We start from the raw sequence: 15694 nt of genomic DNA, 5'->3' as shown, positions 1-15694 counted from the left end.
CAGTATCCCGTTTTTTTATGGCTTTATTTTTTTAATAGTGCGTATTTATACTTAAGAAATATAACTATATTTTGTCTTTTAAAAGAGTAGACAAATCGTCAAAAGCTACTGTAAATAAGCCTAATAGCTGCCATTTTAATCGTTTTCTAATTTTTTTGAATTTAAAAAATTAAATAAAATTTTTGTTAACTGTTTGATTATCAAGAGATATATTTATTGCCAGAATAAAATTTTACAAAAAAACCATTACGAAGTCAAATATTTGGTAGAGTTGATAGACCATAAAATTTTGTTCGAACTGAATTTTTGTACATTTTTGATATAGTTTTCTTAATCTAACACTAACTTAATGCTCTTCATCTGTATGAAAAGACTTTTAGTCGTACAGTTCTTACTGTGTCTACTAAGTGTTCCGCTCTTTGCCCAGGACCTCTCTGTTTCGGGTAAAGTCACGTCAGTTTCGGATGGTTCTCCACTCCCCGGAGTAAACATCGCAGTGAAAGGAACGTCGCGTGGTACGACCACCAACAGCGACGGTACGTACCGGCTCAACGTTCCTGCTAACTCCACTTTAGTTTTTAGCTTTATTGGTTTTGCCACGCAGGAAGTGGCCGTTGGTAGCCGTACGACCGTTGATGTCCGTCTGACCGACGATGCCGCCCAGCTTCAGGAAGTTGTTGTAACGGCACTAGGTATTTCCCGCGAAAAGAAGGCCCTGAACTACGCCGTTCAGGACATCAAGCAGGAAAAGCTGAACATCGCCCGCGAACAGAACGTAGCTAACGCCCTGGCCGGTAAGATTGCCGGGGTGCAGGTACTGGGGCAGTCGGGGGCAAAGTTTGGTTCGCCATCGATCCGGATTCGGGGGGTCAACTCACTGACTGGTAGCGATCCGCTTTATGTCGTAGACGGTACGCCGACCGACATCAGCCAGGTGAACATGGACGACGTCGATAACCTGACGGTACTGAAAGGACCTTCGGCTACGGCGCTCTACGGTAACCGGGCCTCGGCAGGCGTTATTGTGATCACGACCAAGCGGGCCAAGGCCGGCGAAACCCGGTTGGACATCAACCACAGCACGACGCTCGATATGGTGGCCCTGCTGCCGAAGTACCAGAACGAATACGGCGGTGGCTACTCGCAGGAGTTTGAAACGTTTGAGTTTAACCCGGCTATTCACCCCGCCGAGTGGCAGGCTTTTAACGGACAAAACCTGATCGACTATTCGGCCGACGAAAGCTGGGGGCCGCGCCTGGATGGTACGTTGTATCGCTCGGCAGCTTCGTGGCTGCCCGGTCCGCAATTCGGCCAACTGTCGCCGTTTGTGGCGCAGCCGAACAACGTTCGCGATTTCTTCGAGAAGCCGTTCAGCCACAATACGAACATCGCGTTCTCGCGGGGTACGGATGCGTTTCAGAGCCGGATTTCGTACACGCACATTGCCAACAACGGTATTATCCCGAACTCATGGCAGAATCGTGACTACATCAGCGCCAAGAACTCGATCCTGTTCGGCAAGAACCTGACGGCTAATCTGAACGTCAATTACACGGCGACGCACACGTTTAACCAGCCGGCCGACCGCTACGGCTCGTCGGGTGGTACGGGTACGAGCAACAACCTGTTCGGGGTGAGCAACGCGATTCTGAACGGCTATAACCAGACAATCGGCTCGTTTAACCAGTGGTTCCAGCGTCAGATCAGCATTGAGGATCTGCGTAATTACAAAAACCCGGACGGTACGTTCCGGAGCTGGAATATTGGCGGTCCGCTCGATCCACGCCCAAAATACTGGGATAGCCCCTATACGCAGGTATATGAGAACACGAACGAAAGCCGCAACAACCGGCTGTTCGGGGATTTCGGCCTGACGTATCAGATCCTGCCGAACCTGAAAGCATCCGGTACCGTGCGTCGTGACCAGAGCAACTTCTTCCAGGAAGGCCGCATTGCTGCCGGTACGCTGAACGAAGGAGGCCGTGGTGGCTACTCAAACATTGCCGCCAACTCCCGCGAGAATAACTACGAATTGCTCGTCAGCTACAATCAGGATTTCGCCGATAACCTGTCGGTCGTCGCCAATGCCGGGGGCAACATCCGCTACAACCGTACGGAAGGTGTGTTCCAGGCAACGGTAGGTGGTCTGTCGGTGCCGGGCTTCTACAACATTGCCGCTTCGCGCGATCGGCCCACGGCCCGCAACTATTTGTACGAGCGGCAGGTAAACAGCGTGTTCGCCAACGTGAGCCTGGGTTTCCGCGACTTCATTTTCGTTGAAGGATCGGTGCGGAACGACTGGTCGTCGACGCTGCCCGCCGGTAACAACTCGTACCTGTATCCGTCGATTTCGGGTGGTTTGATCTTCACGGAACTGATTCCGAAGAACACGGTGCTGAGCTACGGTAAAATCCGGGCTGGTTACGCGCAGGTAGGTACCGACGTTGACCCGTATCAGACGGCCCTGGCCTACACGGTGGGTAACCCATACCTGAACAACCCGACGCAGTTCCTGCCCACTGCCCTGCCTAACGCAAGTCTGCTGCCAGGCCGCTCGGCATCCATCGAAGGAGGTATTGACCTGCGATTCCTGAACAACCGGATCGGCCTGGAGTTCACAGCGTATCAGAACAAGAACCGCGACCAGATCATCCCGTTGCCGGTAACACCGACGAGTGGGTACTCGAACGCCTACGTGAACGCCGGTCTGATCGAAACGTCGGGTCTGGAACTGCACATCTACGCGAATCCGGTCCGGTCGTCGTCGGGCTTCAACTGGGAGTTTGACATCAACGCCGACCGCAACCGCTCGAAAGTGGTGGAACTGCTGCCGGGTCTGACCAATTACCAACTGGATGGTCCGCAGTGGCGTACGCTGACGCTGAATGCCCGCGAAGGTAAAGAGTGGGGTACGCTGGTTGGCCAGGGAATCCGGAAAGATCCCGCTACGGGTAAGCCGGTAGTGTATGGCAGCGGTCCGAACGCCGGTCTGTACATTAAGGAAGACAACGTCGAACTGGGTTCAGTACTGCCGAAGTTTAAAGGGGGGATGATCAACACGTTATCGTACAAAGACCTCGTTCTGCGGATCAGTACTGACTTTGTGGTTGGTGGTAAGTTCTTCTCAACGACCAAGATGTTCAACGCCTACTCGGGTCTGGCGGCTGAAACGGCCGGTTTGAACGAGCTGGGTAATCCGAAGCGTGATCCTGTAGCTGATGGTGGTGGTATTCTGCTTGATGCAGTTACGGAAGAAGGGCAGCCGAACACGACGCGGGTAGATGCACAGAACCTGTATGAAAACTGGCTGTTCGCCCTGAACGAGCGCTGGATTTACGACAAAACCTACGTCAAACTGCGGGAAATATCGCTCGGCTACAATCTGCCCAAGCGCCTGCTGGGTAACCGTGTCAAGTCGGCCAACGTATCGTTCATTGCCCGGAACCCGCTGTTGATCTACAGCGCTATCGGTGGCGGTATCGATATCTCTGAATCGGAAACGCTGTGGTACGAAGGTGGTCAGTTGCCCCCGGTTCGCTCATTCGGTGTTAACGTTCGTCTTGGTTTCTAATCACAACAAACAGCCGGTATTGGGTCGGAGAAGATACGATTAGCACCCTCGTTCTCGTTTACTGACTCAATACCGGTTATATAAAAAGATAAGCATACTTTTATGAAAAGATATTGGTTCAAATCCACTGTTTTTGCGGCCGTACTGTCAACCATGACGGCTTGTAGCGACTTTGGTGATATGAATGTGAACCCCAACAACCCGTCGACGCCCAGCACGCCCGCGCTGCTGACCGGGGCGATCCGGAACGTAGGGGCTATCAACGGACAGGTAGGACCGGGTTCGTTTAACATGACGCCCGCGCTGTACGTACAGCAGTTTGGCGACATTACCTACATTGAGGACTCGCGCTACAAGACCATCAATTTCAGCTACAATGGGCTCTACACGGGGCCGCTGCTCAGCCTTCAGCAGGTCATCGACCTGAATACGAACGCCGATACAAAGACGGCGGCAGCCGCAGCCGGTTCAAACGCGAACCAGATTGCTATTGCCCGCATTCTGAAGGGTTATTTCTTCCAGTTCGTCACCGACCGCTGGGGCGATGTGCCATATTCGCAGGCGTTGAAAGCCAACGAGAATTTTACCCCGGCTTTTGACAAGCAACAGGACATCTACAACGACCTGTTTAAGGAGTGGAAAGAAGCAGCGGCTCAGTTTGATGGTGGCGCAACGGCCCAGGGCGACATTCTGCTAAATGGTAATGCCGCCCGGTGGAAGAAGTTCGCAAATTCGCTACGCCTGATCGCGGCCCTGCGGTTGTCGAAGGCTGATCCGGCGAAAGGTAAGGCTGAATTTGCTGCAGCCATGGCCGATGGGGTCTTCACGTCGAACGCCGACAACGTACAATATAATTACCTGTCGGAGGCTAACAACGAGAACCCGTTGTACAACAACTACATCACGACGAACCGGAAGGATTTTGCTCTGAGCAACACCTTTGTCGATTACCTCAAGAAGGTAAACGATCCGCGGCTGCCGTTCCTGGCCGACAAGAACATCAACGGCGAATACCGTGGGGTTCCGTACGGGGCGTTCCCATCGCCGGGTAAGGCACAGGATTTCTCACTGGCCGCTACGGCCATCCGTCAGCAGAACTCACCGGTGAACGTCCTGACCTACGGGCAGGTGCTGCTGGCTCAGGCCGAAGCGGCTAAACTGGGCTGGACGACCGGTAACGCCAAATCGCTCTACGAAGCCGCCATCAAAGCGTCGATGCAGCAATGGATGGCAACCGGCTACTCCGAAGCCGCCTACACGGCCTACATTGCTCAGCCGGACGTAGCGTATTCAGATGCTAATGCGATTGAGCGGATTGCGACCCAGCGCTGGATTCACCTGTTCTTCCAGGGCACGGAAGCCTGGAACGAATGGCGTCGCACGGGCTTCCCCCAACTGAAGCCCGCAGCCTCAACGCTGAATGGCGGTACCGACATTCCACGCCGACTGGCCTATCCGGTGACGGAAGTGACCCTAAACAAGTCGAACTACGACGCAGTCATCTCCCGCCAGGGAAAAGATGATCAGTACACCCGCGTATGGTGGGACAAGTAAGTCCTGATTCGTGAAGGGGTTCGTAAAAAGAACTCGAAAAAGTACAAAAATACCGGGTAGTCGGCCGACTGCCCGGTATTTTTGCTTGAAAATGATTAGTAAAATAGTGTGTTCAATTTTTATACCTAGTAATAAATAACTAACTTAAATAAGATACATTACTTGTGCATTTTAATAGCTAAAAGTGGCGTTTCGCAATATTATTGGCTGATATGCAGACAAATCAATAGTATGTTCTTTGAAAATATCTATAAACCATATATTGTTAAAGACTTTATTTTGTCCTAATTTTGGAATTTAAGTGCCAATTAGCAACATCTCTAACCTAAATTAACTTTATGCGTAAATTTCTACTGACGCAGTTTCTACTGTGTTTGTTTGCTATTCCCCAACTGGTATCAGCTCAGGATCGGGCCATTACCGGAAAGGTCGTATCGGCCGAAGACAACACCCCGCTGCCGGGGGTAAGCATCCTCATCAAAGGAACAACGCAGGGAACAACGACCGATGCCGACGGCACCTACCGGATTTCGGCTGCCCGGGGGAGTGAACTACAGGCTAGCTTCATCGGTTTTGCCACGCAAAGCATCAAAGTAGATGGGCAGTCGACAATCAACTTTTCGCTTAAACCGGATGCGTCTAATCTCCAGGAGATTGTCGTAACCGCCCAGGGAATTCGGAAAAGCCAGCGCGAAATTGGCTATGCCGTGTCGAAGGTTGAAACCGGCGACGTAACGGTGGGCCGCTCTCCTCAGTTGGCGCAGGCGCTCTCCGGCAAGGTAACGGGGTTGGCTGTTTATAACGTCAACAACAGCGTAGATCCGGCCGTGAAAGTCGTGCTACGTGGTTACCGCTCGCTGACCGGTAACAACGAAGCACTGGTCGTGCTGGACGGTATGCAGACAACCTCGACTATTCTGGCTACAATCAACCCGAACGACATCGAGAGCGTGTCGATTCTGAAAGGTGGTCAGGCCGCTACGTTGTATGGTTCAGCCGGTATCAACGGGGCTATTCTGATCACGACCAAGAAAGGAACGAAAGGCAAACTGCGGGTGAGTTATTCAAACAGCACCAACATCGAGCAGATTAGCTTCCTGCCTCAGTTCCAGACTAAGTTCGGCTCTGGTTCACACTATTATCCCGCCTACGGCTCGGCCGGTTACAGCAACGATCCGCTGGTTCGGATGCAGGGTAACTGGCGTTCGTACGAGAACCAGCAGTTTGGCGATCCCTTCGATGGCTCGCTACGTATTCTGGGTCGTACGGCCGAAGATGGCAGCCAGCTAATTGTTCCCTACGCGGCCGTTAAAAACGGTCGACGGAAAGCATTCGATACAGGCGTGTCGATGAACAACCAGGTAAGTTTTCAGGGGGGCGATGAAACAAGTTCGTTCTACCTGTCGCTGGAGAATCAGAAGATTGCCGGTATCGTTCCTCACGATAAGAGTGAGCGGACGGGCGCACGTCTGTCGGGAACGAAAGAATACGGTAAGCTGACAGCCGGTTTCAACGCTGCTTATGTTCAGGCCGCCTACGACCGGACAACGTCTGATTTTTATTTCAACGTAATTAACCAGCCGGCCAACCTGCCCCTTAGTGAACTTCGCGACTGGCAGACCAATCCGCTGGCCAATCCCAACGGATTCTATAACGACTACTACAATAACCCGTATTTCGAAGCCGATAACAACCGGGCCAAATACAAGGACGCGAACCTGAACGGAAACATCAACCTGAACCTGCGCGCAACGCCCTGGCTGACGTTCACCGAACGGCTTGGCGTGATGAACAACTCGCGGACGGGTAAGAACACAACGGGTAAGTTTATCTACTCAGATTGGGCCAAAACGAAGTCGTTCATTCCCGAACCGTTCTTCCGTGAGGGCGATGGTACGGGTATCTACCGGGCTATTTCAGACGTTCTCGGTTCTATACTGGATTACTCCGGCACGGAGAACGTAGTCAACAATGAATTCCTGATTCAGGCCGATAAGACGTTTGGTGCATTCCAGAATAAGTTGATTCTGGGTAACAGCGTGTATCAGCGTACAACGAAAGGCATTGCTGTAGGATCAAGTTCAATTGTAGTACCTGACGTTTATAACGTAGCGAACCGGCAGGGCGAACTGACCGGGGGAGAGAACAACACGCAGGAGCGCCGGGTAGGTTATTACGCCGACCTGACGTCGAACTATAAAAACTGGTTGATTCTGAACGGTACGTTCCGGTATGACCAGACGTCTCGTTTCTACAAGTCGACCCGGCCAACTAACTCATGGTCGTATCCGTACTACGGGGCGGCCGTTTCGTTCATCGCAACCGACGCTTTCCCCGCCATCAAGTCGTCGTTCCTGAACTACGCCAAAATCCGGGCGAACTACAACAAGAACGCAAACGACAACATTCCGCTCTATGGACTGGACCTGGCGTATGGCAACGGGGGTGGTTTCCCCTATGGTAACACGGTCGGTTTGACGGTAGGTAATCGCCTGCCTGATGCAAATCTGCGCCCTGAGGTTGTGTATTCAACCGAAATCGGTGGTGAGTTTCAGTTGTTGAACGACCGAATCAATGTTGACGTATCAGCGTATTCGCAGCGGTCGGAAGGTCAGGTAATTACGGTGCGTGTGCCGAATACCACGGGCTTTAGCAGCCTGTTGATCAACGTCGGTGAAACCAAGAACTGGGGTTATGAAGCCGAAGTGAAATACCTCATCGCCCGGGGTGGTAAATTTACCTGGGATGCCAGCCTGCGGTATTCATACAACGACAACAAAGTAATCGACCTGTATCCTGGCATCAACGAGTTCCAGTACGGTGGTTATTCATACGCCAACACGAACGTCATTAAAGGGGAGCGATTCCCCATCCTGAAAACTGACGGTTATCAGTACGCTCCGGATGGTTCAGGCTATGTACTGGTGAATCCGACGACGGGCTATCCCCTCCGCCAGACGACGCTGACTCCCCGGGGTGGTACGTTGCCTCGTCACATTGCCGGTCTCGGCTCGAAGGTTGAGTATGGTAACTTTGGGTTTACGTTCAATTTCGAATATCGGGGTGGTAACGTAATGTACAGCGATCTGGGCCGTCAGATGACCTTCACCGGATCCGGTAAGTGGACCGAGAATCGCTACCCGCACATCTTCCCGAACTCAGCAATTCTTGGTTCGGATGGCGTAACGGTTACGCCGAACACGACCGTTCAGGTACGTGAGGCCGAATATGGTCTATGGGTGGACAGCTACCGCCTGATTGCCGAAAACTTCGTTACGCCGGCCTGGTTCATCAAACTCCGTGACATTAACCTGTCGTACAGCTTCCCGCAAAGCCTGCTGTCGAAGACGCGGCTTTTTTCAGGAGGCAGTATCGCCCTGTATGGTCGTAACGTATTCACATTCGTGGACAAGAAGAACTACTACACCGACCCGGAATTCAGCTACCAGGGTAACCCGTCACCGGGCGACATTGGGATTCCGTCAACGAACACGGCAGTTGGTATTGGTATCAACAATACGCTGCAAACACCACCGGTGCGGCAGTACGGTATCAATCTTAACCTGACATTCTAACCATCCGTCATTCTGACCGACATGAAACTAAAAGTTGCTTTTCTATTAACCGCTCTGACGCTGGCCAACAGTGCCTGTAAGGAGTCTTTCTTTGATATCAACACTAACCCGAACACGCTGCCAACGGCCACGCCGAACTTCGTGTTTACCAATGCCCAGAATACAACTACGCAGAACCTGCTCGGCATAAACGAACTGGGTGAGTACTGGTCGGGGCAGTGGACGCAGTCTAACGGGTACATTATCAGCACCACGCAATTCGCTTATAATTTCACCAATGGGGATTTTAACTATTGGGATGGCTATTACGACAACCTGAATGATTATCAGTTTGTGATTGACAATGCCGACGCGACCGGTCAGAAGTTTCTGAAAGGCCCCGCTAAAGTGATGAAAGCCATGATTTATCAGCAATTGGTGGACATGTACGGAAATCTGCCTTACACAGAAGCATTGAAGGCAAACGCCGTGCTGGCTCCTAAATTTGATGATCAGAAGGCTGTCTACGAATCGCTGATTACTCTTTTGGATGAGGCTATCGTGGACATCAAGGCCAATGCGTTTTCGGGAACGTTCGGATCAGCCGATATCATGTTTGGCGGCAACACGACCAAATGGGCGCAGTTTGCAAATTCTGTAAAAATGCGGATTCTGATGCGTCAGGCCCGCGTGGCAGGTAGGGAGTCTTATATCAAGACGGAGATCAACAAGATCGTAACGGGTGGCTCCGGCTTCATTACGGGCGAAGACGTGGGTGTTGGTGGTCCGAGCTTCTATGTAGCCACTGCCGGCAAGATCAACCCAATTTATGATCGCTGGGGTTACAGCGAAACGGGAGCTCGCCGGGCGCTGAACAACTACCCGCGTATCACGCAGTTTCTGGTCAGTACCCTGAAAACTTCGGGTGACACACTCCGCCTGAAGCGCATTGCCTACGCCGTTGGAAATGAAAACCAATCTACTCCAGGCGTCAGCACAGCTCGTGAAGTAGCGGCTAACTACACCGGTACACCGTTCGGCGCTTCGTCAGGTTACCTGCCTGCCAATACCAGCGCCGTTGGTCCAAGTCTGCTGATTCGAGGCCAGTTTAACCGGCCATTCGTTATCATGACGGCGGCCGAAGTGCAGTTGAATCTGGCCGAGGCCAAACAACGCTTCCCCGACGTTACGTTGTCTGGAACAGCCAAGTCGTACTTTGAGGAAGGTATCAAGCAATCGTTCCGGGCACTGGGTGCCAATACGGCCGGTGCTGACGCGTATAAAGGCAGCAAGATCAACAACTACGACTGGGACGCGTCGACCGATAAGGTGGTTGCTATCGCCACGCAGAAATGGCTGGCTCATGCAAACCTGAGCGGTTTTGAAGCCTGGTCGGAGTACCGGAAGACGGGGCAGCCCGTTACGCCCCAGAGCGTTCAGGTAACCGACGCTCGTCGGCCGGTGCGACTATTCTACCCGAACACCGAAGCTGGCTCGAATACGGCCAACGTAACTAGTCAGGGTACGATTGACGTGTTTACCAGCCGCTTGTTCTGGGATGTTGATTAGTTTGCGTGTAAGCAGACCTCAATCTAGTAGAATATGAACAGGGTAGCTATGGAAACACGTAGCTGTCCCAAACGTAAAAACCCTTTCGGTTCTAAACCGAAAGGGTTTTCTGTTATTGATTAACAGGATCAGGCGCTGATTGTCGTATTGTCAGTGTGTCAGTGTTGAAAAACGAAGCGACTAGAACCCCTGACTATTAGCGGCACCAATCAGGGACATTAGCGTTGATATAGGATTTGTGAAGGCCAAAGCACGAGGAAAATGCCGATGAAAAAGAGCTGCCAATAAAGCACGTTAACTTAGTTGTCGGCGATGTATGATCACAAAAAAGCGGGCCGACATCGTCAGCCCGCTTTTTACATTACGCTTTATCCAACTATTAAATTAATTCTGTGCTTTCAGTACTTTCAGTGTTTCAACACCACCTTTCGTCACCACTTTCAGTAAGTACAGGCCTTGCGGCTGTTTCTGGATATTGATTCGCTCACGGTGCATCACATCAGTAGTTGTTACTGAATTAGAATACACTGAGCGGCCTTGCAGATCCGATAGCTGCACGGTAACCGGCTGACGAAGACCAGCGTTTACTTCTACGCTGATGTAATCAGTAGTTGGGTTTGGATACAGACGAACTTTTGTGCTGGTGTTTTCACTTACGCCAACCCGAGCTGAAACAGGGTCCTGAATAGTGAAGTTGACTGTTTTACCACCCACTGCGTTACCCGCCGGCGTCCGATCTTTAGGTAAGGCGCCAGAAGACGTACCATCCTGGTCGCGGGGCGTGATCGTAATCGTGTAGTTACCAGTTGGCCAGCCATTGTTGAACGCTGGGCCAATCGCACGGTCCGGATCGTTGATCGTGTAGAAGGTAGATTCACCCTGGTTGAAGAACAGGGCATATGGCGCGAAGTTCTCAACCGTAGCGAAGTTGATACCAGGGCCGGTCAACTGCATCTGAACCGATTCAACGTTGCTGGCACCCGGGCAGGCACTGATAAGCGCCGTCCACATCCGGGGCGACGGATACGTCAGTACATCGCCGTTTGACAGGTTCAGTTTAATATCGCCGGCGCGCGGACCTGAGGTTGGAGACTGGGGGGTAACACCAACTGCAATCATGTCGATCGTGATTGAACTAACGGTTACCGTCAATGGATCTGAGGTCTGTGAACTGCTGCACTGGCCCGTAGTGGTGCATTTAGCGGTGTAGTTAGTCGTTCCAGTCGGCATTACATCAATGCTGTTACCTGAGCCGATAGTTGACATACCGTTGCTCCAGGTAACTGTACCCTCGCAGCTGTTGGTTAACGACAGTGTCGTTTTGCCACCTTCGCAGATAGTTGAGTTAGCAGCCTGAATCTGCGGCTTGGTAGCTCCACCGCTTACATTGATGGCAATGTCAGAACCGCTCACGCTACAACCGCTTGAGGCCGGGAATGAAGGCGTTACCGTAGCCGTGTAATTGCCGGCAACCAATGCGGTGGTCTGAACTCTTTCGCCATTCGGCGTTACGTTCACCAGCGGAGCAAAACCACTTTCCAAACCTGTCCAGTTGTAGTTCAGACCAGCCTCAGATGGAACAGCAGCCAGCCGAAATTCCTGACCAGCGCAGATGTTCAGCGGACCGGCTTTAGGATTGGTGTTGTAAGGCGGTAACTGATACGCTGCCATAACGCTGTTGCCAGTCCGAACACGGAGGTTAACCGTATTACTTGTCGCCCGCAACGGGTCGCGTGAACAGCCAGATGGTCGAGTGCTGTACACCTTAACCTGATACAGAGATTCGTTGGGTGCATCGTTAGGCATGGTAACCGAAACGACGTTTGACGCCTGCGGATTCGCAACTGTTTGCGAATTGACTACTACGGGGCCGTTGCCACCTGGTTTTGTCAGCTCTACTGTAAACGTAGTTCCTGCACACTTGAAATTTTTCAGATCAAATGATAGATTGAAGGTACCACCGGGGCAAACAACAGCGATCTTAGTGGTAGCACCAACAACCGTTGCGTTCTCAATAGTTTGTGCTGAAGCCGATACAAGAGAGATCGAAAAGGTTAACAGAGAAAATAGAAGTTTTTTCATTTGGCAAATGATGAAAGGTGTTTAAACATAGAAGCTACCATGTAACGTGAGTGTGATCACCATCTGACCGGATGTCCAGCGGTAAAAAGCGGCTCTACTGGTACAGGAGGCTTGTTAGGGGTCAAATGTAGAACGAAGACCCTGCCTAATGGGATTTTTTAAGGATATGATTTACTATAAGGAAGGGTATTTACTAAACGGTGTTGCTCTCTATTGCAAAAGTTGCTTTTGTAAGCCCGAAATGCCGATTCATAAAGATTTTACATGAAAACATTAAAATGTATTTGTGGAAAATTGAGACCTGATCTAGTACTTGATTAACCGATAAACAGGTTATCAGAAATAGTTTTTTTAACCTTAAAACCAAGTAATATCCATGAATACGCTCAAATGAACGTAGGGTTATAAATGTGATTTTTCAAAGGAATTTACCTTTTATCAGCTTTGATTCTATAGCAATGGTATTTCGATGCCTATAATGGAGACGATTCTCAGCTAAAGAACTGAAAAGTGCAACTTGTTAAGTGTATTTTATAGTTTCATTGATCTATTTTTAGGAATACTTATATATTTCATATACAGTCAAACCGTAGTATACTCTTACTCGTATATGTATCAATTGCATGTAGCTACATGCAATGTTCACCACTTGTAACTATACATTCTCTCTCAGTATGGAATCTTTACGCGACGAAGAGATTATTGAAACGTACTACTCCAGTGATCCGAATGTTTGTTTTGAAACATTGTACACTCGGTACGTCAATAAGGTTTATCGGCGTTGTTTGTCGTTAACACAGGATTCGGCTAGGGCCGAGGATTTTACGCATGATATCTTTCTGAAAGTGTTCGCGAAGCTGGATCGGTTCCAACAACGGTCGAGCTTTTCTACCTGGTTGTATTCCGTTTCTCACAACTATTGCATGGATCAGATTCGGCTGTCTAAACGGCTGGACACTGTAACTATGGGAGCAGACCAGAGTGATGAATTCGACCGGGCCGATTCCGAAGGGGCGCAGGACCTTGATGATCGCCACCGACAGTTGCAACTTATTATGAATGGGATGGCTCCTGAGGAGAAAATGATGCTGGAGCTTAAATACGAAAAGGGGCTCAGTATAGAAGACCTGGCTGAGCTTTATCAGGCAACCCCCAGTGCAGTGAAGATGCGCCTGAAACGAAGTCGCGACAAAGTCAACCGATTATACCAGCAGCATTATGCAGAATAGTTCTACGTCACCAATGCTACGTTTGTAAACCCTCTATTACTTGCTAGAGACCCGCCTGCCTGGTGGGTCTTTGTGTTTTATAGCGTTCACGATGGCGAGAAAAACGGTGCCTTTGTTAACCTATGCAGCCAGAGAGTACACCTATTTGCGACATAAACTTTTTGGGCGTTTGGAGGTTAATCATAGTAATAAACCGGCTTAACGTTATGAAAGAAGAAGAAAAAGGTGTCGATCGTGAAGAAGCGCAAATCAGCGGTCGGACACAAGGACCATACGGTACCGACGATTCAGATGTAGATCGGGCCGTCAGTGATAACAAACACCGCCGGGAGATGGAAAACAGTTCCAATGGTTTGGATAGTGAACAGATCCGAGGTGGTCAGGATGGCCGAAACAACCGAGGTATAGGCAGTATGGACATGGACAGCCATAACGGCGTTATCCGTATGGGCGACATGGATAACAGCACCATGGAAGTTACTGATGAAGGCAAGGAAAATGCCATTGCCAATCAGGAGAAAACGAATACCAGCACGGTCGATGTCACGACCCACGGTCCGGATGATTACGCATCAGCCGATGAGGTGGATGCGCCGGAAGCGCAGCGCGATGCGAAGGATAACGCACAGGCCGCCGAACAGGATGATGAAGCAGGAACGGATAGTGACGACATGCAACAGGTGTCGCAATCCGGTACAGATACTGATCATAAACCGACGTACTGAGCCTGCATGAATGTGTTTTGAGTACACCATACATAAATTAAATCAACAACGTTATGAGCTTAAGCAGCAAACTCCGCAAAGAGAGCGATGAATCCTATGCGGCAAAACAAATGCATAGTACGCAGGGGCTGGGCCCGGAGCAGGGACTGACGCAGTTGAATGATAGGCAATTGGACAACGAGCTACCATCGCGGGTAGCGTCCGGTAGCGATACCGATTTTTCGGATGACTATCAGGATATTAAGCGGATGGCAGCCGAATCAGACGATAACGACGCACCATCTGACGCTGAGGTAGAAGAAGCCAAACGAGCTTCATGGGGACAACCACCCCTGCCAGCTAACGCAGAAGATGCTACAATGGATAAAACGGAGCCGATGACAGCTTATCAGCAACCCACTGATGAAACTGATGACAAGGTAGCTGATGCCGACTGGAACCGGACGACGAGCGAAGGAGGAATGGCACCCGACAATGCCCGCGACCCGGACCGGACATACGGCAATTCATAATTTATTGACTAGTAAGGTGATAGAGGGCGGACAAAATAGTTCGCCCTTTATTGTACTTGTACGATCCAGACATCGGCCGAGGCCAATTAATCGGTTTTAAGCCTCGCTTCAAAAATTTGATAATAAAAGTATATACATTTAAAGTAGATACATTTAATTTGCGTCACAATCATTAATCTGTAATACAACATGGCTAAAATTGCGATTATCTACTACAGCGCGACCGGAACAACGTACAAACTGGCTCGTGCCCTGGAAGAAGGTGCTAAACAGGCGGGTGCCGAAGTACGAGTGCTAAAAGTACGCGAACTGGCTCCGGACGAAGCTATTGCCTCAAACGCCGGCTGGTCGAGTCACCGGCTTGAAACGCAGGACGTACCCGAAGCAACGCTGGCCGATCTCGAATGGGCAGATGGTATTATCATGGGTGCACCGACCCGCTACGGTATGCCGGCTGCTCAGTTGAAGCAGTTCATCGACACGACGGGGCCACTTTGGGGACAAGGTAAACTGGTGAACAAAATTACGTCGGGTTTTACGAGTTGTGCTACTACACACGGCGGGCACGAATCAACGATTCTGTCCCTAAGCAATACGTTCTACCACTGGGGGAGCATTATCGTATCGCCAGGTTATGCCGATCCGATTCAGTTTCAGTCGGGTACGCCCTACGGTACGTCGTTTGTCAGCCAGAATGGTTCATTATCGCCCGACGAGACGGCTCTCAATGCGGCCCGTTTCCAGGGTAAGCGCGTTGCAGAGGTAACGGAGATGTTCCTTGGCGGGAAGAAATAGTACCGCTTTCATTTTGAGAATTACCCCAAACCCTTTCAGGGGTTTGGGGTGATACGTGAACGTTCCTATGAAGGAGCGTACGTTTCTTGGGTACCATTTTACA

The 15694-nt window shown here is 50.6% G+C and carries 9 protein-coding genes; 8 read left to right on the top strand and 1 reads right to left on the bottom strand.

What is annotated here, in order from left to right; genetic code table 11:
• The first annotated feature begins 364 nt into the window (after nucleotides 1–364).
• From BN8_RS17280 to BN8_RS17265, 4 genes are all read left to right on the top strand, one after another.
• A complete protein-coding gene (locus BN8_RS17280) occupies nucleotides 365–3571 on the top strand; it encodes a SusC/RagA family TonB-linked outer membrane protein (protein ID WP_040006289.1) in 3207 nt (1068 codons plus the stop codon).
• 102 nt (nucleotides 3572–3673) lie between these two features.
• Nucleotides 3674–5125: a SusD/RagB family nutrient-binding outer membrane lipoprotein gene (locus BN8_RS17275; protein WP_009283204.1), complete on the top strand. Its 1452-nt coding sequence runs from the start codon at nucleotides 3674–3676 to the stop codon at nucleotides 5123–5125.
• Between the two features lie 338 nt (nucleotides 5126–5463).
• Nucleotides 5464–8700 (top strand): SusC/RagA family TonB-linked outer membrane protein, encoded by a 3237-nt coding sequence (locus BN8_RS17270; RefSeq protein ID WP_009283203.1) that lies wholly within the window; start codon nucleotides 5464–5466, stop codon nucleotides 8698–8700.
• A 21-nt stretch (nucleotides 8701–8721) separates the two neighbouring features.
• Complete coding sequence (locus BN8_RS17265) at nucleotides 8722–10248, top strand: SusD/RagB family nutrient-binding outer membrane lipoprotein (RefSeq protein WP_009283202.1); 1527 nt, start codon at nucleotides 8722–8724, stop codon at nucleotides 10246–10248.
• A gap of 384 nt (nucleotides 10249–10632) precedes the next feature.
• On the opposite strand, the gene BN8_RS17260 is transcribed toward BN8_RS17265, so the two are convergent.
• On the bottom strand, nucleotides 10633–12330 hold the full coding sequence (locus BN8_RS17260) for a T9SS type A sorting domain-containing protein (protein ID WP_009283201.1): 1698 nt from the start codon (nucleotides 12328–12330) through the stop codon (nucleotides 10633–10635).
• Between the two features lie 674 nt (nucleotides 12331–13004).
• Between BN8_RS17260 and BN8_RS17255 the strand changes: the two genes are divergently transcribed.
• The 4 genes from BN8_RS17255 to wrbA all read left to right on the top strand — a co-directional run bounded on the left by BN8_RS17255 (nucleotide 13005) and on the right by wrbA (nucleotide 15591).
• Entirely contained in the window at nucleotides 13005–13559 is a 555-nt protein-coding gene (locus tag BN8_RS17255) for an RNA polymerase sigma factor (RefSeq protein ID WP_040006205.1), read from the top strand.
• Between the two features lie 206 nt (nucleotides 13560–13765).
• Complete coding sequence (locus BN8_RS17250) at nucleotides 13766–14284, top strand: hypothetical protein (RefSeq protein ID WP_040006204.1); 519 nt, start codon at nucleotides 13766–13768, stop codon at nucleotides 14282–14284.
• Nucleotides 14285–14337: 53 nt separating this feature from the next.
• Nucleotides 14338–14796 carry a hypothetical protein gene (locus BN8_RS17245; RefSeq protein WP_009283198.1) on the top strand — a complete coding sequence of 153 codons (459 nt, stop codon included), beginning with the start codon at nucleotides 14338–14340 and terminating at the stop codon, nucleotides 14794–14796.
• A gap of 189 nt (nucleotides 14797–14985) precedes the next feature.
• Nucleotides 14986–15591: an NAD(P)H:quinone oxidoreductase gene (gene wrbA / locus BN8_RS17240; protein WP_009283197.1), complete on the top strand. Its 606-nt coding sequence runs from the start codon at nucleotides 14986–14988 to the stop codon at nucleotides 15589–15591.
• Nucleotides 15592–15694 lie beyond the last annotated feature (103 nt).

This window comes from Fibrisoma limi BUZ 3 (assembly GCF_000296815.2).
Lineage (GTDB): Bacteria > Bacteroidota > Bacteroidia > Cytophagales > Spirosomataceae > Fibrisoma > Fibrisoma limi.
Note: the sequence above shows the minus strand (reverse complement) of the source record. Positions and strands in the feature narration are given on the sequence as shown.